Here is a 17932-nt window from a genome sequence, read left to right as displayed (position 1 = left end):
GGGTTTTTGGATGCCGGATTCGGGGGGTGACATCCGGCTGACATCCGGCTGCCGCCCGGCTGCCGCGGATAGCGGTCTCCTGCGGCGCGTGCGGCGTTAACCCTTGCCGGGTCCGGGTTGCGAAAAAGCCCGGGCTCGGGCATCAGGGTGCGCGTCGAGATGGAAAAGGCCCGCGATGACCCCGGACGAGATACAAGAGCTTTTCACCTCCCGCGGTGACGTGTTTCATTTTGCCCGGTGGGAGCGCCCCATCGTGCCGGTCGTCTTCGGTGTCGATGATCAAACTTTGCCGATCATAAAGGGCGCGATCGAAGCCGTGGTGGCGCTGGCGGGTCACAAGATGGCCGAGACCGACCCGGAGCTGGGGGGCAACCTCATGCTGTTTTTCCTGCGTGACTGGTCGGAGTTGACCGCGCTCGACGGGCTGGCGCGGATGGTGCCGGGTCTTGACGACACCCTGGTGCGGCTCGAGCGCGAGGGGGCCAACCAGTACCGGTACTTCCGGTTCGAGGAGAACGGGGCGATCCGGGCCGCCTTTGTCTTTTTGCGGATGGACGAGAGCCTGTCGGACATGGCGGCAGAAGACCTTGCCTTGGCGCAGGCGGTGCAGGTGATCGTGCTTTGGGGCACGCGGGCCTTTGGCGAGACCTCGCCGCTGGCGCGGTTGCCGGACGGGCAGGTCGTTTTGCGCCCCGAGATAGCAGCGGTGGTGAGGGCGGCCTATGATCCGCTCCTGCCGGTGGCCGGGCGCGATGGCATGGCACTTTCGCTACGGCTTTCGGCGCGACTTCGGGCCGGGTAGGATGGCCGCGCGGGTTGTAAGGGTCCAATGCCGGTGGTGCGGGCGGGGCATCGCATATGTCCGGCAAGATGAGAGGGAGGGTTCGGGAATGTGTTGGCGCGTTACGGAATCGAGATTGGCGCCCGGGTCGGGGCAGGAGCAGGACGCGGTTTTGACAAGAGTGGAGCGGATCGGATGAGCGGGGCCTTGATCGCGGCCTGCCTCTGGGTGCTGGCGGCGACGCTGGTGGCGCTTTTGCCCATGCGTTGGCAATTTGCTCCGGGGCTTGTCCTGTTGGTCGCGGCGCCGGGGGTGATCGTATGGATCGGGATTGCGCATGGGGCGCTGGTGGCGGTGCTGGGCATGGCGGCATTCGTGTCGATGTTTCGCAATCCGTTGCGTTACCTGTGGCGGCGGGCGCGGGGCGATGCGGCGCGATTGCCGCTCAGGGCGCGCCGGGAGTGATGACCGTGAACCTGTCACTGATCGCGCTTTTCGTCTGGCTGGTGGTGGCAAACATGGCCGCGATGCTGCCCTCGACCGACAACCATTGGCGGCGGGCCTATGGGTTGATGGCGACGGGGCTGCCGTTGCTGGTGTGGATTTTCTGGGAAAACCCGGTTTGGGTCGGTATGCTGGCGCTGGTTGCGGGGCTGAGCGTGCTGCGATGGCCGTTGAACTACCTGATCCGATGGCTGCGGCGAAAGGCGGGGCCATGATCTATGCAATCCCGGCCCTCTTTCTGGCCGGGGGGCTGATCCTGGGCGTGGTGCTGGCGCGGCTGGCGCGCTGGGGCGTGTTCTGGTCGGCAATGGCGGCGGCGTTGGTACTGGCCGGGTGGCTTTTGGTAAGCGCACGCGGGAAAAGCGATGGCTGGGACGCGATTGCCACCTTTCTGCCTGCGCTTCTGTTGCTGGCGCCGAAGGTATTGGGGATGGTGTTGGGCCCCGCGGTGGTGCGGATCAGTGGGCGGTGAACCTCGCCCCGGGGTTTTGTGGCCGTGAAACGTGGTGTAAGGGGCGCGAAACGAGGTGAGCATTGATCCATGGCTGACATGCCCGAGGTGCGGGGAAAGCTGATCCCCGGCAAGCGGTTGAGCGAATTGACGTGGTTGCGCGTGGGCGGGCCGGCAGATTGGCTCTTCATGCCGGCGGATGCCGATGATCTTGCCGGTTTTCTGGCGGCGCTGGACCCCGCGGTGCCGGTTTTCCCGATGGGGGTGGGCAGCAACCTGATCGTGCGCGATGGCGGTTTGCGTGCGGTCGTCGTGCGCATGGGGCGCGGGTTCAACACGATCGAGACTGAGGGTCGGCGGGTGCGCGCCGGGGCGGCGGCGCTGGATGCGCATGTCGCGCGCAAGGCGGCGCAGGCGGGGATCGACCTGACGTTCCTGCGCACCATACCGGGCAGTATTGGTGGTGCGGTGCGGATGAATGCGGGCTGTTATGGAACCTATGTCGCGGATGTCATGGTCGAGGCCAAGGCGATAACCCGGGCGGGCGAGGTGGTGACGCTGACCGCCGATGAGCTCGACTTTCGCTATCGTCAGAGCGATCTGCCCGAAGGTTGGGTGATCGTCGAGGCCACGTTGGAGGGGCCCGAAGGTGCGCCCGAGGCACTGGAGGCGCGCATGCAGGAGCAAATCGCCAAGCGTGATGCCACGCAGCCTACGAAGGAGCGCAGCGCGGGCAGCACGTTTCGCAACCCGGCCGGGTTCTCATCGACCGGGCGGGCAGATGATACGCACGACATGAAGGCGTGGAAAGTGATCGATGCGGCGGGTATGCGCGGGGCCCGGTGTGGCGGCGCACAGATGAGCGAAAAGCATTCCAATTTCCTGATCAACACCGGTCAGGCCAGCGCCGCGGACCTCGAACGACTGGGGGAAGAGGTGCGAAAAAAGGTTTACGATTCCAGCGGTATCACGCTAGAGTGGGAAATCATGAGGGTCGGCGAAGCGACCCCGGAATGAGGGCTGTGAACAACATCGGCCCGATCAGGCAAGACGAGAGAAACAAGGGTCGTGAAAAGGCCCGGGACATTGAGGCAGTAGACAGGCATGTCGGGCGGTTCCCCCCCGAAAGTGGTGGTGTTGATGGGTGGTTCATCCGCCGAGCGCGAGGTTTCTCTCGCGACGGGGCGGGGCTGTGCCGATGCCTTGCGCGGTGAGGGTTTCGACGTTGTCACACTCGACGCCGGGCGCGATCTGGCGGTCCGGCTCGAAGAAACAAAGCCCGATGTCGTTTTCAATGCGTTGCATGGCCGCTGGGGCGAAGATGGCTGTGTTCAGGGGATGCTCGAATGGCTGGGGCTGCCTTATACCCATTCGGGAGTGCTGGCCTCGGCGCTGGCCATGGACAAGCAGCGCAGCAAGGAAGTCTACCGCGCTGCAGGGCTGCCCGTGGTCGAGAGCGTCCTGGCTGGCCGCGACGAGGTGACGACGCGCCACGTGATGGTGCCGCCCTACGTGGTCAAGCCCTATAACGAAGGTTCCTCCGTGGGTGTCTATATCGTGCAGGAGGCCACGAACGGTCCGCCGCAACTGGCCGAGGACATGCCCGATATCGTGATGGTCGAGACCTATGCGCCTGGGCGTGAACTGACCACGACGGTCATGGGGGGTGACGAGGGCGATCCCGGACCGCTGGGTGTCACCGACATCGTGACCGAAGGCTGGTATGATTATCACGCCAAGTATGCGGAGGGCGGATCGCGCCACGTTGTCCCTGCCGACCTGCCAGCCGAGATCACCGACGCCTGTCTTGACTTTGCGCTGCGCGCGCATCGCGCACTGGGATGCCGGGGGGTGAGCCGGACCGATTTTCGCTGGGACGAGGCGCGCGGACTTGATGGACTTGTCCTGCTGGAGACCAATACCCAGCCGGGCATGACCCCCACGTCGCTTTCGCCGGAGCAGGCAGAGGTGTGCGGAATCGGATTTGGCGCGATGTGCCGCTGGATGGTGGAGGACGCGTCATGCAACCGATGAGCGGTGACAAGCGGTCGTCGCGACCCGACCCGGCGCCGAGCCGGTGGTCCTATCGGTTTCAGCGGCTGATGCTGACGCCAGTTTTCCGTAACCTGCTGCGGGTCGGCGTGCCCTTTGGCCTGTGCCTGGCCGCAGGGCTGTTCTACTTGTCCGACGACACGCGCCGTGATGCGATCCGGCTGGCAATCACCGATTTGCGAACCGAGATCTACAGCCGCCCCGAATTCACCGTGCGGCTCATGGCGATCGACGGGGCGAGCGACAATGTGAGCGACGATATCCGCGAGATCGTGCCTTACGATTTCCCGGTCTCGTCCTTTGATCTCGATCTCGAAGCGATCCGTCAGGACGTTGCCGGATTGTCCGGTGTGAAAACCGCAAGCGTGCGTATCCGTGATGGCGGTGTGCTCCAGCTCGATGTAGTCGAGCGTCAGCCCGTGGCGCTGTGGCGCAATGCCGAGGGGCTTTATCGCGTCGATATCGAAGGAGTCGTCCTGGATGAGGTGGCGCATCGCGGTGCCCATCCCGAATTGCCGGTTCTGGCCGGAACGGGGGCGGACCTGCACTTGCAGGAAGCGATGGACATCTATGCAGCCAGCGGGCCGTTGACACCGCGCCTGCGCGGTCTCGTGCGCGTGGGAGAGCGGCGCTGGGATGTCGTTCTCGACAGGGGCCAGAGAATCCTTTTGCCCGAATACGCACCTGTGCAGGCCCTGGAACGGGTGATCGCGCTGTCGGACGCGCAAGACATGCTGGCGCGTGATCTCGTGGCGGTGGATATGCGTCTCGCCGAGCGGCCAACGCTGCGCATGAGCGGGGATGCAGTCGAAAACTGGTGGACGATCAGAAACATATCGGTGGAGAACGACGGATCATGATCGAGCTCTATGAATCCCAAAGGGCGATGCGCAACATGCGCAAGGCGGCGATGCAACGTGGCGTGGTGGCCGTGCTGGATGTGGGAACATCCAAGATCGCCTGCCTCGTGTTGCGGTTCGATGGCGTCGATCCCGCCGGGGCCGATGTCGGGTCGATGGCAGGACAGGCCGGGTTTCGGGTCATCGGCGCGGCAACGACGAGATCGCGCGGCGTGCGGTTCGGCGAGATCGAGGCCATGGCCGAGACGGAGCGCGCGATCCGCACGGCCGTGCAGGCGGCGCAGAAAATGGCCGGTATTCGCGTGGATCATGTCATCGCCTGTTTCTCGGGGGCGGGACCGCGCAGTTACGGGCTCGCGGGCGAAGTCGATCTCGATGGGACGGTGGTGACCGAGCAGGATGTGAGCCGGGTCCTGAGTGCCTGTGATGTGCCCGATTACGGGCCGGGCCGCGAGGTTCTTCACGCGCAGCCTGTGAATTTCGCACTCGACCATCGGTCGGGTCTGAGCGATCCGCGCGGCCAGATGGGCACGCGCCTGGCCACGGACATGCATATGGTGACGGTCGAGGCGGCCGCAGTGCAGAACCTGGCCCACGCGGTGCGGCGCTGCGATCTGGAGCTGGCCGGGGTTGCCAGCTCGGCCTATGTGTCGGGCGTTTCGGCACTTGTCGAGGATGAACAGGAGCTGGGTGCGGCCTGCGTCGACATGGGCGGGGGCACGACCGGTATCTCGATCTTCATGAAAAAGCACATGATCTATGCTGATGGGGTTGCCATGGGCGGCGATCACGTGACCAGTGACATTTCACTGGGGCTTCAAGTGCCGGTTGCGACGGCCGAACGGCTCAAGACCTTCCTCGGTGGTGTCGTCGCCACGGGCATGGACGATCGCGAGATGATCGACCTCGAAGGCGAGACCGGCGACTGGGAGCATGACCGCCGCCAGGTGAGCCGGGCCGAGTTGATCGGGATCATGCGCCCGCGCGTCGAGGAAATCCTCGAAGAGGTGCGGGTGCGGCTGGATGCGGCCGGTTTCGAGCATCTGCCGAGCCAGCAGATCGTGCTGACCGGCGGGGGCAGCCAGATCCCGGGGCTGGACGGGCTGGCCTCCAAGATCCTTGGCCAGCAGGTGCGTCTTGGCCGTCCGATGCGCGTGCACGGGTTGCCGCAAGCCGCGACCGGGCCGGGCTTTGCCAGCGCCGTGGGCATGTGCCTTTTCGCCGCCCATCCGCAGGATGAATGGTGGGATTTCGAACTGCCGGTCGAGAAATACCCCGCCCGCTCGCTGCGCCGCGCGGTCAAGTGGTTCAAGGACAATTGGTAAGGGTTTGACAGGTTGAGCCGCTCTTCGATGCCTGGGCGTTTCGGGCATGGCCAGAGTTGCTCTTTCCCCTGCTGATCGACCTCGGTGCTGATGAACCGCGGCGTTCCCAAAGTGTAGATGGCCAGTACCTGGACCTTTGCCAAGACACGGCTAGCGCAATAGCGAGGGCAGCCATGTGGCAATCGTCGGTTGCCAGACAATCGCAGCCAGCACCAGAAGCTTGATCGCGATGAATGGCAGGATCGAGGCATAGATCGTGCCCATGCCGATGCCCTGTGGCGCCACGCCCCGCATCACGAATAGCAGCAGGCCGAACGGTGGGGTCAACAACCCGATCTCCATCGTCAGCAGGTAGACCACCCCAAGGATCAGCGGGTCGATTCCGGCCGACTGCGACAGCGGAACAAAGATCGGCACCGTGACCATGAGCATGCTGACCTGGTCGACGAAGCAGCCCAGCAGCAGGAGCAGCGCGATCATCCCGAGCAGGACCTGCAGCGGAGTCAGTTCGTAGCCGCCGATCACCCGGATCAACCCTCCGGTGGCGCCCGAGAAGCTGAGCACCTGCGCAAAGGTCTGGGACAGGGCGATAATGAACAGGATCATCACCGAAAGTTTCACAGTCTCCATTACCGCTCTGATCATCCGCTCGAGGGACAGGGCGCGGTATCCCGCGCCGACGGCCAGTGCCGCCACGCAACCCAGCGCTGCGCTTTCGGTCGGGGTGGCGAAGCCCATCAGCAGACTGCCTATCACCACCGCGAACAGCACCGAGAGCGGCGCTACATAGGTCAGGAAGGGCCGCCAGCGTTCCGCCAGTGTCATGTCCGGCGAAGCGTCGGCCGGGGCGAGTGACGGGTTCATCGTCGCGCGCAGCACGATCCAGCCAACAAAGGCCACCGACAGGATCAGCGCCGGCAGCACGCCCGCGACGAGCAGACCGGCGATCGACACGCCCGTGAGGCTGCCGACGAGAACCGCCAGCGCCGAGGGCGGGATCAGCATGGCGATGGCGCCCGAAGCCATGATCGGACCCATCGCCATCGAGGGTGCGTAGCCCTTCTTGATCATGTTGGGCAGCAGGGTCGAGCCCAGCATCGCGGTGTTGGCGATGGTCGAGCCCGACAGTGCAGCGAAGATCGTGCCGCCGAACACCGTGACCACCGACAAACGCCCGGGGATCCGCGTGACCACCCGTTCCACGGCGTCGATCGCGCGATGCGCCACGCCGGTCTGGAACAGGATCTCGCCCATCAGGATGAAGAGCGGGATCGGTGCCAGCTGAAAATTCGTCAGCCCGTCGGCGGCATTGCGCGCCAGTTGCATCACGCCGCGTTCGCCGCCCAGCACCTCCCATGCGCCCAGCAGCGTGACGGCAAGGAAGGCGAACGCCACGGGCAGCCCGATCAGCAACAGTACGCCGAGGCCACCCATCATCAGGGCCAGGAAAAGGGGCCATTCCATCGCTCAGAGCCCTGCCATGTCACGCGAAAGCCGCGGGTGGAGCGCCTGGCGCAGGAATTCGATGCAGATCAAAACGAAGCCCACCGGTGCCGCCGACAGGGCCCACCATTCAGGGATCACGAAGGCGGTGCGGATCATCGAGCCGCGTGCGGCCGAGTGCAGCGCGGCGTCGGTCGCGTACCACAGGAAGGCGCCGGAGACGACGAAGCCCAGCAGCGCGACGAAGCGCGCAAGCGGCCGTGCAACCCTAGTCGGCAGCGAGGCGGTCACCAGGTCGACGGTGACATGAGCCTGTTTCCACAAGACCCACGGTGCGGCCAGGAAGGTGGCGGCCAGCAGTCCGTATTCCACCGCGTCGAGCAGGCCGCGGAGCGAACCGCTCCCTGTGTTGCGCAGGATCACGTTGAGGCAGATCGCCAGCGCGATGAGCGCGAAGATCGCCCCCGCAAGGCCGGCGCAGAATTTCAGGACCGCGTCGAAGGCGGCGTTGAAGGAAGGCATGGATCGGTCCCCGGGCCGGGGCCGGGGCGACGCTTGGCCGCCCCGGCGGTGATCTGGATCAGTCGACGAGGCAGGCCTTGAGCTCGGCCGCCCTCTCTGCGTCGATCGCCTCGACGGCGTCCCAGCCGGCATCTTGCGCGGTGGCAAGCCAGCTTTCGGCGCTGTCGCCCTCGAAGCGGATCACCTCGATCCCGGCCTCTTCCTGGCGCGCGGCTTCCTCGGCGTTTATGTCGCGGTTTTCGGCGTTCTTCGCCTCGGTCCAGAGCGCTGCCTCGTGCAGCACGGTCTTGGCCTCGTCCGAAAGCGCGTTCCAGCGGTCGAGATTGACCAGGAAATTCACGTCCACCTGGTAAAAGCCCGGATCGACGCGGTAATTCGTCTGTTCGTCCCAGCCCAGATCCATCACGCCCTGCACCGGCCAGCCATAGCCGTCGATGCTGCCGCGTTCGAGCGCGGTATAGACCTCGCCCGGGGCGGTCTGAACCGGCGTCGCGCCCAGCGCTTCGAACATGGCTCGGTAGACCGGCGTCACGCGCAGCGTCAGCCCCGACAGGTCGGTGTCCTCGATCGGGCTGGTCAGGTAGAGATGAAACTGAATGTTGTCACCCGTGCGGGCGAGATATTTCACGCTCATCTGTTCCTGGTGCAACTGGTCGACCAGTTCGAAACAACCGTTCTCGCGCTGATCCTGGATCGTGTTGGTGGCGAGGTGCAGGGCATCACCCAGCGGAACCAGGTTCGTGTAGAACGCGGTGGTGTTGTTGGCGATGTCGACCACGCCCGCGGACACGGCATTGCCCAGTTCGAAGGTCGGCACGGCTTCGGGGCCGCCCACATAGTTGATCTGGACGACGCCCTTGCCGGTTTCGTTGACGCGCTCGACGAACGCCTCGAACGGCCGCGAGAAGGTGGTGCCGCTGGCGAAGGCGGTGACGCCGCGCAGTGTGACCTCCTCGGACAGCGCGGGTGTGGCGAGGGTCGCAGCAAGGGCCGCAATAGCTCGGTATTTCATGATCTCCTCCCAGTTTGAGCGCGATCCCGTTTTCGGCATTCGCGTAATTGCTTCAAGCTTCAAAGAAAAGCACACAGCGTATTGCCATGCAAGTGTCGAGTGCCGGTGAAACCGTGAACCGGCTTCGCCACGACACCTGCGGCGCACCCAAGGCTTCCTGCGAAAACCCCGTGAAACTGCTTTTTGATGAACACGCGTTCCGCTGACATGTTGCGCTGCGTTCCGCCTTGCCCCTGACCCGAGGATAGGGCGGAACGCTCAGGTCACGCGGGCGCGGGCCTTGTATTCGGGGGTGTCCCAGAGGCGGTTTTGCATGATGTCCTCAAGGATCTCGGCGGCGGCGATGACGTCACCCTCGTCGATATAGAGCGGGGTGAAGCCAAATCGCATGATGTCGGGGGCGCGGAAGTCGCCGATCACGCCGCGCGCGATCAGCGCCTGCATGGCGGCGTAACCTTCGGCAAAGCGAAAACTGACCTGGCTGCCGCGCCGTTCGGGCGCGCGGGGGGTGGCGAGGTCGAGATCTGGGCAGCGTCTTTCGACCTCGTCGATAAAGAGCTGTGTGAGGTCGAGCGATCTGGCGCGGATGTCCTCCATCGTGGTCATGTCCCAGATGTCGAGCGCGGAGTCGAGCGCGGCCATGGCCAGAACGGGCGGTGTGCCGACGCGCATCCGCTCGATTCCCGCGCCGGGGCGGTAGGATTGCTCGAACGCAAAGGGCGCGTCATGACCGAGCCAGCCCGAAAGGGCGGGGCGCGCGGCATCGGCATGGCGGGGGGCGACATAGATGAAGGCGGGCGCACCGGGGCCTCCATTGAGGTATTTGTAGGTGCAACCGACGGCGAAATCGGCATTGGCGCCGCTGACATCGACGGGCGTGGCCCCGGCGGTATGGGCCAGATCCCAGACGGTGATCGCGCCCATCGCGTGGGCCTTTGCGGTCAGTGCCTTCATGTCATGCAGCCGCCCGGTGCGGTAATCGACCTCGGTGATCAGCGTGATGGCGACCTCTTCGGTGATGTTCGCCTCGACCTCTTCGGGGGTGACGACGCGCAATTCATGGCCCCGGCCGAGCGACCCGATCAGCCCTTCGGCCATGTAGAGATCGGAAGGAAAGTTACCGCTGTCGGAGAGGATCACCTTGCGGTCGGGGCGCATCTCGAGGGCGGAGGCCAGCGCCTGGTAGACCTTGATCGAAAGCGTGTCACCCATCACCACATGGCCCGGCTCGGCCCCGATGAGCCGCGCGATCCGGTCGCCCACGCGGGTCGGTTGCTCCATCCATCCGGCCTTGTTCCAGCCGGTGATGAGCATCTCGCCCCATTCGTCCTGCATGACCGTTTGCATTTGCCCGGGCGCCGCCTTGGGCAGGGGGCCGAGCGAGTTGCCGTCGAGATAGATCACGCCCTCGGGCAGGTGGAAAAGCGATTTGGTGCGGGCGAAATCGGTCATGGCGGCCTCATTTGCTTTAAGCTTGAAGTATGTTTAACGGTTTCCCGGGGGGCTGTCCATCCTGTGCGGTGAGGTGGTTGGGGCGGATTGTGGTTGGTCGGTTTCGCCCGGGCAGCATACGGCCGCCCCCCGGCCGGGTGCTTTTGATGGGGTGCGCGTCGCTTCGGGCAGGGGAAGGCTTTGCAAGATAAGTTGCCCAACGCTGAGGTGGCGGGCACCCGACCGCGGCCATGTGCTGCCCTTTCGTCTAGAGAAGCCTGCGATGGTTGAGTCCGACCAGGGGCGATCTGCCCTAAACGATCTCGAAATCATGGGTCAGTTCGGCGGTGGCGGCCATCATCGCGGAGGCGGAGCAATATTTCCCGATCGAGAGGGAAATGGCGCGTTCGACCTTGGCCGGGTTGAGACCCTCACCGCGCAGGATGAAATGCATGTGGATTCGGGCATAGACCTTGGGGTCGGTTTCGGCGCGTGTGGCGTCGATCTCGACCTCGACGTCTTCGACGGGTTCGCGGCCGCGTTCGAGGATATGCACCACGTCATAGGCCGCGCATCCGCCGGTGCCCAGCAGCAGGAGTTCCATCGGCGAGGGGCCGGGTTTCAGACCATCCTGCGCCGCGCCGAAGGCAATGGCATGGCCACTTTCGGTCTGGCCCATGAAACTGCGGTTGTCGATCCATTTGACTCGGGCTTTCATGTGATACCTCTCGAAGTTCATAGTGGTTGCGCGGACGGACGGCGGTTGAGCCGGGCCTCGCGCAGGAAGGTGTAGAGACCGGCGCCGATGGTGACGGTGCAGCCAAGATAGGTGAGCGCGTCGGGCCGTTCGCCGAATATGAGATAGCCGATGATCAGGGCAAAGAAGATCCGGCTGTAGCGGAACGGGGCGACGACCGATATTTCTCCGGTGCGCATCGCCTGCACGATGCAGAAATATCCGGCGGCACCCAGCAGGGATGCGGCCAGGACGATCACGCCGCTTTGCGGCGTCATGGGGACGAACCCGCCCTGGAACTGTGCGATCACGCTACCCGCGGGGAGGAGGATGATCATTGCATAGGCGGCGATGCGCAACGAGGGCGTCGAGGGCGGCATGAGCCGGGTCGAGACATCGCGCAGCGCGAGGCAGAGCATGCCCGCAACGGCCCAGAGCGCGTTGGGGTCGAACCCCGTGGCGCCGGGGCGGATGATGATCAGTACGCCGGAAAACCCCACGACGATCGCGGCCCAGCGGCGCCAGCCCACCTTTTCGCGCAAGAGCAGCACCGCCAGCCCGGTCACGGCCAGTGGCGTCGCCTGAAGGATGGCCGAGGGCAGGGCGATGCCCACAGTGGCAAGCGCCGTCATGAAGCAGAACGTGCCCATCACGTCGGCCCCGTTGCGCATCAGAAGGGCGGGCGCGAAAAAATCGGCGGCAAAGACGCGCCGGCCCTGGAACCGAAGGAGCGCGGAGAAGATGATCGCGCCACCCAGCCCCAGGAACACCATCACCTGGCCCTTGGGCATGGCCTCGGCGCCCAGTTTGACACAGGCGTCGGTGGCGGCGAAGAACGCCATGGCGACAACGATGAACGCGATGCCACGCAGGTTGTCGGAGGCGGGGTTGACGGCGGTCATTGGGGGCCTTTCGAGGGGCGCGCGCCCCGGATTACGCCCCGTCCTTAGCAGGCTTTTTGAGGGGAACGCCATAGAGTTCCAGCCGATGCCCCATGAGCCGATAGCCCAGTTTTTCGGCGATCCGTTCCTGAAGCGCCTCGATCTCGGGATCGACGAATTCGATCACCTCACCCGAGTTCATGTCGATCAGGTGGTCGTGGTGTTCGCGCTCGGCGTCTTCATAGCGTGCGCGCCCGTCGCCGAATTCGAGCCGGTCGAGAATCCCCGCCTCCTCGAAGAGCTTGACCGTGCGATAGACCGTGGCAATCGAGATGCCGGGGTCGCGGGCCAGCGCGCGTGCGTGCAGCTCCTCGACATCGGGGTGATCCTCGGCGTCTTGCAGGACCGCGGCAATGGTGCGGCGCTGGCCGGTCATGCGCAGGCCCTTGGCTTCGCAGCGTTCGGTGATCGTGTCGGTCATGGCGCGGCTGCCCCGGGGTCGTGCTGTCATGGCCCCGTTTAGCCACAAGCGGGGCCGATTTCCACCCGCAATGGCAATCATGGATTGACTTTGCGGCGCTGCAGCGCCATGTACCCTCTAACCGACGTTTTCTGCCGCGTGAGCAGTCAAGCAACATCCGGGAGAACCGGGTCAGACATGAAACGTCGAGGAATGTTCCCAAAATCACGCGTGGGTTCAGACGCCAGGGCGGCGGAGCGGGCAAGAGGTCCGTTTCGTCAGGCTCATCGGCGCAACCCCGAGCGGGCCGGCCCAATGCGGGTGCTGCCCCGAAATTGATGAGGCGTGTCCCGTGATCCGGGCGCGTTCGAAAGGACACTATGAAAGATTTCAACGAAATGGGCCTGCCCAAGCTGCTTTTGGCGCGGGTCGGCGAGATGGGGCTGACCCAGCCCACCCCGATCCAGGCCGAGGCCGTGCCGCATGCGATGGCGGGTCGCGACGTGATGGGCCTTGCCCAGACTGGCACCGGCAAGACCTTTGCCTTTGGCCTGCCGCTGGCCTCGACCATGCTGCGCGATGGTGCGCGGCCGGGCAAACGAGCGGTGCGCGGCCTTGTGCTTGCCCCCACGCGCGAACTGGCCAAGCAGATCAGCGAGAGCCTGCGCGAACTGGTCAAGGGCAGCCCGCTCAAGGTCGGGCTGGTTGTCGGTGGCGCGGGAATCAACGGCCAGATCAACCGTTTGGAGCGCGGCACCGACCTGTTGGTCGCAACACCGGGGCGTTTGATCGACCTTCTGGACCGCAAGGCGGTCCGGCTTGACGAGACCCGGTTCCTGGTGCTCGACGAGGCAGACCAGATGCTCGACATGGGATTCATCCACAGCCTGCGCAAGATCGCGGCGCTGTTGCCCGCGCAGCGCCAGACGATGTTGTTCTCGGCCACCATGCCCAAGCTGATGGCAGAATTGGCGCAATCCTACCTGAAAGACCCGGTACGGGTTCAGGTCTCGCCCCCGGGCAAGGCCGCGGACAAGATCGAGCAGGTGGTGCATTTCGTCGACAAGCCCGGCAAGCTGGGCCTGTTGATCGAGCTCCTGGATGCGCATCGCGACGAGCGTGCTCTGGTTTTCGGGCGCACCAAGCACGGGTCGGAAAAGATCAAGAACCAGCTTGAGAAGGCTGGATTCGCCGCCGAGTCGATCCATGGCAACAAGAGCCAGGGCCAGCGCGACCGGGCGTTGAACGCGTTCAAGTCCGGCAGCACGCGGGTGCTCGTGGCGACCGATGTGGCGGCGCGGGGGCTTGATATTCCCGAGGTGCGCCACGTCTATAACTTCGATCTGCCCAACGTGCCTGACAATTACGTGCACCGGATCGGCCGCACCGCGCGTGCCGGCGCCGATGGTGCCGCGATCGCGTTCTGCGCGCCCGACGAGATGGGCGAGCTGAAGGCCATTCAGAAGGTCATGGGCATGCCCATCCCGGTCGCCTCGGGCGAGGCATGGGAGCCGATGGAACCGGCCAAACGGCAAGGCCGTGGCGGCGGTAAGCCCGCGGGTGGCGGCAATGGCAATGGCGGTCAGCGTCGCAGGCGCCGTCGCAGCGGCGGTGGCGGTGGAGCGCGCAGGGCCGCGTAACGGCCAAGGCCCGGCGTGGTTCAGCGCCGGGTCAGATCCGCCCAGACAGGCAGGTGATCCGAGGCGACGCGCGCCGGGCGCGCGCTGTGGGTGCCGTGATTTCTTGCCACCAGGTTGCCCGAGATCGCAAAGCGATCCAGCGGCGCGACCGGGCGGGGGGATGGAAAACTCGGCCGCTCGGGCAGGATCAGCAATCCGGGCGTGACATTGTCGAGCGCGCGCGCCGGGCCCCATTCGTTGAAATCCCCGGCCAGAACAGTGGGCATGGGCGAAAGTTGCGAAAGGTGGCGCATGATCGCGCGCAACTGCAACAGCCGATACCGCCGGATCAGACCGAGATGCGTGCCGATGACGCGCAGCGGGCCAATCGCGGTCGCAAGATCGGCGCGGATTGCACCGCGCGGCTCCAGCCCGGGCAGGTCGATATGGGCCGTGGTCAGAACCCCGATATCGGGGCGGATCAACATGGCGTTGCCGTGAAATCCGAGCGAGCCGGCCGGTTCGCCGAAATCGACCACCTGCCAGCCCTGCGCCTCGGCCATTTCGTGCGGAAGAGCCGCCGGGCGCGGGGGCAGGCGTTTGTCGGCCTCTTGCAGCACGACCACGGGGGCGACGAGATCCGCGATCACCTGCAAGGACCGGTCCGGCCTGCGCCGCAGGTCGAGACCGACGCATTTTTGCAGGTTGTAACTTGCAATTCTTATGCTTTGCGCCTTCATGCAGTCTATATGCAAGTCAGACAGAGGGTTGTCACGGGTGTTCAGTGACCAGACATGGCTGACCAAGCTGATCTGGGCCGCGTTGCTCATTGCGGCGGCAGACGCGCTGTGGAACGGGCAATTGTCGCTTCTTTTCATTGCGCTTGCCACGTTGAGCCTGTCCTTGGCGCCGGTTTTCGTGGCGCGCTGGGCGCGGATCCACGTGCCCGCGACTTTCATGCTCGCGGTGGTGGCCTTTGTGGGGGGCACGCTTTTCCTGGGCGAGGTCTACGGGTTTTACGTGCGGTTCTGGTGGTGGGACATTCTCATGCATTTCGGCAGCGCGATGGGCTTTGGTCTGATCGGGTTCGTAATTGTGTTCATGCTGTTCCAGGGCGATCGCTTTGCCGCGCCGCATTGGGTGCTCGCCTTTTTCGCCTTTTGCTTCGCGATGATGATCGGCGCGATCTGGGAAATCTTCGAATTCGCCATGGACCAGATCTTTGGCATGAACATGCAGAAATCGGGGCTGGTTGACACGATGACCGACCTGATCGTCGACATGATCGGAGCCTTGATCGCGTCGCTGGCCGGGTGGCTTTATCTCAAGGGGATATCGGCGCCGGGCGTGCATCGCCTCATCGACGAGTTCATCGAGCGCAATCCGCGCTATTTCAAGCGTTTCAAGCAGATCGATGTCACGCGCGTGCGACGCGACGACGCGGATTGACCTTTGGGTGGCTTTGCCCCCTTGATGGCGGCCATGGAAAGAAAAGACAGTATCGACGCGGCGGGCGTCGCGGCGCTTGTCGCCTTCGCGTTCCTGCTGGGCTTCAACCAGGTGGTGATCAAGGTATCGACTGGCGGGTTTCAGCCGGTCTTTTTGGCCGGGTTGCGCTCGGTCGGGGCCTGCTTGGCGTTGTTGCTCTGGATGCGGCTGCGCGGCATTCGCATCGCGCTGCCGCACGAGGCGCGGGGCGGCGCGGTGATGCTGGGCCTGCTATTCACCGCCGAGTTCGTGTTCCTCTATCTTTCGCTCGACCGCACGAGTGTCGGGCGGGCCTCGATCATATTCTACTCGATGCCGGTATTCGTGGCGCTGGCCGCGCATCTGTGGCTGCCGGAAGAACGGATCACGGGCAAGCGCGCACTGGGGTTGGTGCTGGCCATGGCGGGCGTGGCCTGGGTGATGGCCGACCGGGGCAGCGGCGAAGCGAGCCTTGGCGGCGACCTGATGGCGCTGCTGGCGGCGATCGCATGGGCGGGGATCGCGCTGGTCGTTCGGGTGACGCCCCTGGAGCGGGTCGCGCCCGAGATGCAGCTTCTGAGCCAGTTGGTGATCTCGTCGGTGCTTCTCCTCGCTTTGGCGCCGTTTTTCGGGCCGTTCATCCGCGATCTGGCGCCGATCCACTGGGCGGGCCTGGCCTTTCAGATCCTGGCGATCGCGAGCTTCGGCTATCTGTTCTGGTTCTTCCTGCTCAAGCTTTACCCGGCCTCGGGTGTGGCGTCGTTTTCGTTCCTGTCGCCGGTTTTTGGCGTGATCCTGGGCTGGCTGATGCTGGGCGAGGAGGTGGGGCCGCACATCATCGGCGGGCTGGTGCTGGTGGCGGTCGGGATCACGTTGATCAACCGGCGGTGATGGAGTGCAGTCGCGGCGGCGGCCCCGGTTGTGAAGTCGGAATTCGAGTATTTTTGCCAAGAAAGAGGGCCGTGTCAGGTGCCGCAGAAGGTCTGTTGCACGCGCTCGCCCGGGGCTGGCTGGCGGGTGAGGTCGGCGGCACCGGGCTGATCCGTGTAGGGGGCGCCGAGCACCTGCAAGAGCCGATGGAAGGGGGCAAAATCGCCGGCGACGGCCGCCTGGATCATCTCTTCGACGCGGTGATTGCGGGGGATGAAGGCGGGGTTCGTCTGCATCATGCGCGATTGGGCGTCCGGCACTGATTCAATCCGGGCCTGCCAACGGCTGTGCCAGGCGTCATAGGCGGGGCGGTCGGTGAACTGGTCGCGGGCGGTGCCGTGGGCCAGTGCCCGGAAGGTGTTGGTGAAATCGGCGCCGTTCCGTGCCATGAGATCGAGCAGGTCGCTGATCAGCGCGCGGTCGTCTTCGTTCGCGTTCGACAGGCCGACCTTCGCGCCGAACCGGGCGAGCCATTGCGCTTCGATCTTGCCCGGCATGGCGTGAACGGCGGCGGTGAAGCGTTCGACCGCTTCGTCCTGGTCGTTGCAGAGCGGCACGAGGCAAGTGGCCAGCTGGGCCATGTTCCAGACGATCACATCGGCCTGGTTGTCATACGCATAGCGCCCGTGCCGGTCGATCGAGGAGAACACCGTCTGCGGGTGGTAATCGTCGATGAAGGCGCAGGGGCCATAGTCGATGGTTTCGCCTGAAAGTGCAGTGTTGTCGGTATTCATCACCCCGTGAATGAAGCCCAGCGAGAGCCAGTGCGCGACCAGTGACGCCTGCGCGTCGATCACCGCGGTCAGCAGCTCATCGGGGGTGCGGGCGTCGGGGTAGTGGCGCGCGCAGGTATAATCGAACAGCGCCTTGAGCGCCTCGAAATCGCGCCGTGCGGCGAAGAACTGAAACGTGCCGACGCGGATATGGGACGAGGCCACGCGGGTCAGCACCGCACCGGGCAGGGCGGTTTCACGAAAGACCGGCTCGCCAGTGGCGACGGCGGCCAGCGCGCGGGTTGTGGGCACGCCAAGCGCGGCCATCGCTTCGGAGACGACATATTCGCGCAACACCGGCCCGAGCCATGCCCGGCCGTCGCCGCCGCGGGAATAGGGGGTGCGGCCCGCCCCCTTGAGCTGGATGTCAAAGCGGGTGCCGTCCGGTGCCTCGACCTCGCCCAGCAGGAGGGCGCGGCCATCGCCGAGCTGGGGGGAGAAGCCGCCGAACTGGTGCCCGGCATAGACCTGCGCCAGCGGGTCAGCGCCGTCCGGCGCCTCGTTGCCCGAGAAGATGCGGGCCAATACATCATCAGGCCCGCGCGCGATGCCGAATCGCGCGGCGAGCGCGTCATTGAAGGCAATGAGTTCGGGGGCGGCCACGGGTGTCGCCGCCTGCCGGGTGAAAAAGCGCGGCGGCAATTTCCCGTAGCTGTTGGAGAAGGGAATCGTCAGGGTCATGGGT

General features: G+C 65.0%; 20 protein-coding genes. 11 read left to right on the top strand and 9 right to left on the bottom strand.

All coding sequences use genetic code 11. From position 1 onward, the window contains the following. Positions 1-175: 175 nt before the first annotated feature. From ACESL9_RS01800 to ftsA, 8 genes are all read left to right on the top strand, one after another. Positions 176-802 carry a hypothetical protein gene (locus ACESL9_RS01800; protein ID WP_372609786.1) on the top strand — a complete coding sequence of 209 codons (627 nt, stop codon included), beginning with the start codon at positions 176-178 and terminating at the stop codon, positions 800-802. Positions 803-976: 174 nt separating this feature from the next. After that, the gene (locus tag ACESL9_RS01795) at positions 977-1246 is read left to right on the top strand and encodes a DUF2484 family protein (protein ID WP_372674437.1); all 270 of its coding nucleotides are present in this window, start codon (positions 977-979) and stop codon (positions 1244-1246) included. Next, a complete protein-coding gene (locus ACESL9_RS01790) occupies positions 1246-1500 on the top strand; it encodes a DUF2484 family protein (RefSeq protein WP_372674436.1) in 255 nt (84 codons plus the stop codon). Before ACESL9_RS01795 ends, ACESL9_RS01790 begins: the two co-directional genes overlap by 1 nt. Beyond that, positions 1497-1757 (top strand): hypothetical protein, encoded by a 261-nt coding sequence (locus ACESL9_RS01785; protein WP_372674435.1) that lies wholly within the window; start codon positions 1497-1499, stop codon positions 1755-1757. The genes ACESL9_RS01790 and ACESL9_RS01785 overlap by 4 nt, the downstream gene beginning before the upstream one ends. Positions 1758-1826: 69 nt before the next feature. Beyond that, a complete protein-coding gene (gene murB, locus ACESL9_RS01780; protein WP_372609794.1) occupies positions 1827-2753 on the top strand; it encodes a UDP-N-acetylmuramate dehydrogenase in 927 nt (308 codons plus the stop codon). 123 nt (positions 2754-2876) lie between these two features. Beyond that, positions 2877-3770, top strand: a complete 894-nt coding sequence (locus tag ACESL9_RS01775; protein WP_372674434.1) for a D-alanine--D-alanine ligase — start codon at positions 2877-2879, stop codon at positions 3768-3770. Beyond that, positions 3758-4648: a cell division protein FtsQ/DivIB gene (locus ACESL9_RS01770; RefSeq protein ID WP_372609798.1), complete on the top strand. Its 891-nt coding sequence runs from the start codon at positions 3758-3760 to the stop codon at positions 4646-4648. The genes ACESL9_RS01775 and ACESL9_RS01770 overlap by 13 nt, the downstream gene beginning before the upstream one ends. Beyond that, positions 4645-5973, top strand: coding sequence for a cell division protein FtsA (gene ftsA, locus ACESL9_RS01765; protein ID WP_372609800.1), 1329 nt, complete (start codon positions 4645-4647; stop codon positions 5971-5973). Before ACESL9_RS01770 ends, ftsA begins: the two co-directional genes overlap by 4 nt. A gap of 150 nt (positions 5974-6123) precedes the next feature. Here the strand turns inward: ftsA and ACESL9_RS01760 are convergent, their stop codons facing one another. From ACESL9_RS01760 to ACESL9_RS01730, 7 genes are all read right to left on the bottom strand, one after another. After that, positions 6124-7437, bottom strand: coding sequence for a TRAP transporter large permease subunit (locus tag ACESL9_RS01760; RefSeq protein WP_372609802.1), 1314 nt, complete (start codon positions 7435-7437; stop codon positions 6124-6126). Between the two features lie 3 nt (positions 7438-7440). Next, positions 7441-7938 (bottom strand): TRAP transporter small permease, encoded by a 498-nt coding sequence (locus ACESL9_RS01755; protein WP_372674432.1) that lies wholly within the window; start codon positions 7936-7938, stop codon positions 7441-7443. Between the two features lie 58 nt (positions 7939-7996). Next, positions 7997-8950 carry a TRAP transporter substrate-binding protein DctP gene (gene dctP, locus ACESL9_RS01750; RefSeq protein WP_372674431.1) on the bottom strand — a complete coding sequence of 318 codons (954 nt, stop codon included), beginning with the start codon at positions 8948-8950 and terminating at the stop codon, positions 7997-7999. Positions 8951-9208: 258 nt separating this feature from the next. Next, a complete protein-coding gene (gene kynU / locus ACESL9_RS01745) occupies positions 9209-10402 on the bottom strand; it encodes a kynureninase (protein WP_372609808.1) in 1194 nt (397 codons plus the stop codon). Between the two features lie 292 nt (positions 10403-10694). Further along, positions 10695-11099 carry an OsmC family protein gene (locus ACESL9_RS01740; RefSeq protein WP_372609810.1) on the bottom strand — a complete coding sequence of 135 codons (405 nt, stop codon included), beginning with the start codon at positions 11097-11099 and terminating at the stop codon, positions 10695-10697. 17 nt (positions 11100-11116) lie between these two features. Continuing rightward, positions 11117-12019, bottom strand: coding sequence for a DMT family transporter (locus tag ACESL9_RS01735; RefSeq protein ID WP_372609812.1), 903 nt, complete (start codon positions 12017-12019; stop codon positions 11117-11119). A 31-nt stretch (positions 12020-12050) separates the two neighbouring features. Next, a complete protein-coding gene (locus ACESL9_RS01730; RefSeq protein WP_372610073.1) occupies positions 12051-12479 on the bottom strand; it encodes a Fur family transcriptional regulator in 429 nt (142 codons plus the stop codon). Between the two features lie 359 nt (positions 12480-12838). On the opposite strand from ACESL9_RS01730, the gene ACESL9_RS01725 reads away from it, so the two are divergent. Further along, entirely contained in the window at positions 12839-14098 is a 1260-nt protein-coding gene (locus ACESL9_RS01725) for a DEAD/DEAH box helicase (protein WP_372609814.1), read from the top strand. Between the two features lie 20 nt (positions 14099-14118). Here the strand turns inward: ACESL9_RS01725 and ACESL9_RS01720 are convergent, their stop codons facing one another. Further along, entirely contained in the window at positions 14119-14733 is a 615-nt protein-coding gene (locus ACESL9_RS01720; protein WP_372674430.1) for an endonuclease/exonuclease/phosphatase family protein, read from the bottom strand. A 121-nt stretch (positions 14734-14854) separates the two neighbouring features. Here ACESL9_RS01720 and ACESL9_RS01715 point away from each other — a divergent pair, with 121 nt between their 5' ends. Next, the gene (locus ACESL9_RS01715; RefSeq protein ID WP_372674429.1) at positions 14855-15526 is read left to right on the top strand and encodes a hypothetical protein; all 672 of its coding nucleotides are present in this window, start codon (positions 14855-14857) and stop codon (positions 15524-15526) included. A gap of 33 nt (positions 15527-15559) precedes the next feature. Continuing rightward, positions 15560-16435 (top strand): DMT family transporter, encoded by an 876-nt coding sequence (locus ACESL9_RS01710; protein WP_372609820.1) that lies wholly within the window; start codon positions 15560-15562, stop codon positions 16433-16435. 74 nt (positions 16436-16509) lie between these two features. On the opposite strand, the gene ACESL9_RS01705 is transcribed toward ACESL9_RS01710, so the two are convergent. Further along, positions 16510-17928, bottom strand: coding sequence for a protein adenylyltransferase SelO (locus tag ACESL9_RS01705; RefSeq protein WP_372674448.1), 1419 nt, complete (start codon positions 17926-17928; stop codon positions 16510-16512). Positions 17929-17932 lie beyond the last annotated feature (4 nt).

The organism is Aquicoccus sp., assembly GCF_041686535.1.
Lineage (GTDB): Bacteria > Pseudomonadota > Alphaproteobacteria > Rhodobacterales > Rhodobacteraceae > Aquicoccus.
Note: the sequence above shows the minus strand (reverse complement) of the source record. Positions and strands in the feature narration are given on the sequence as shown.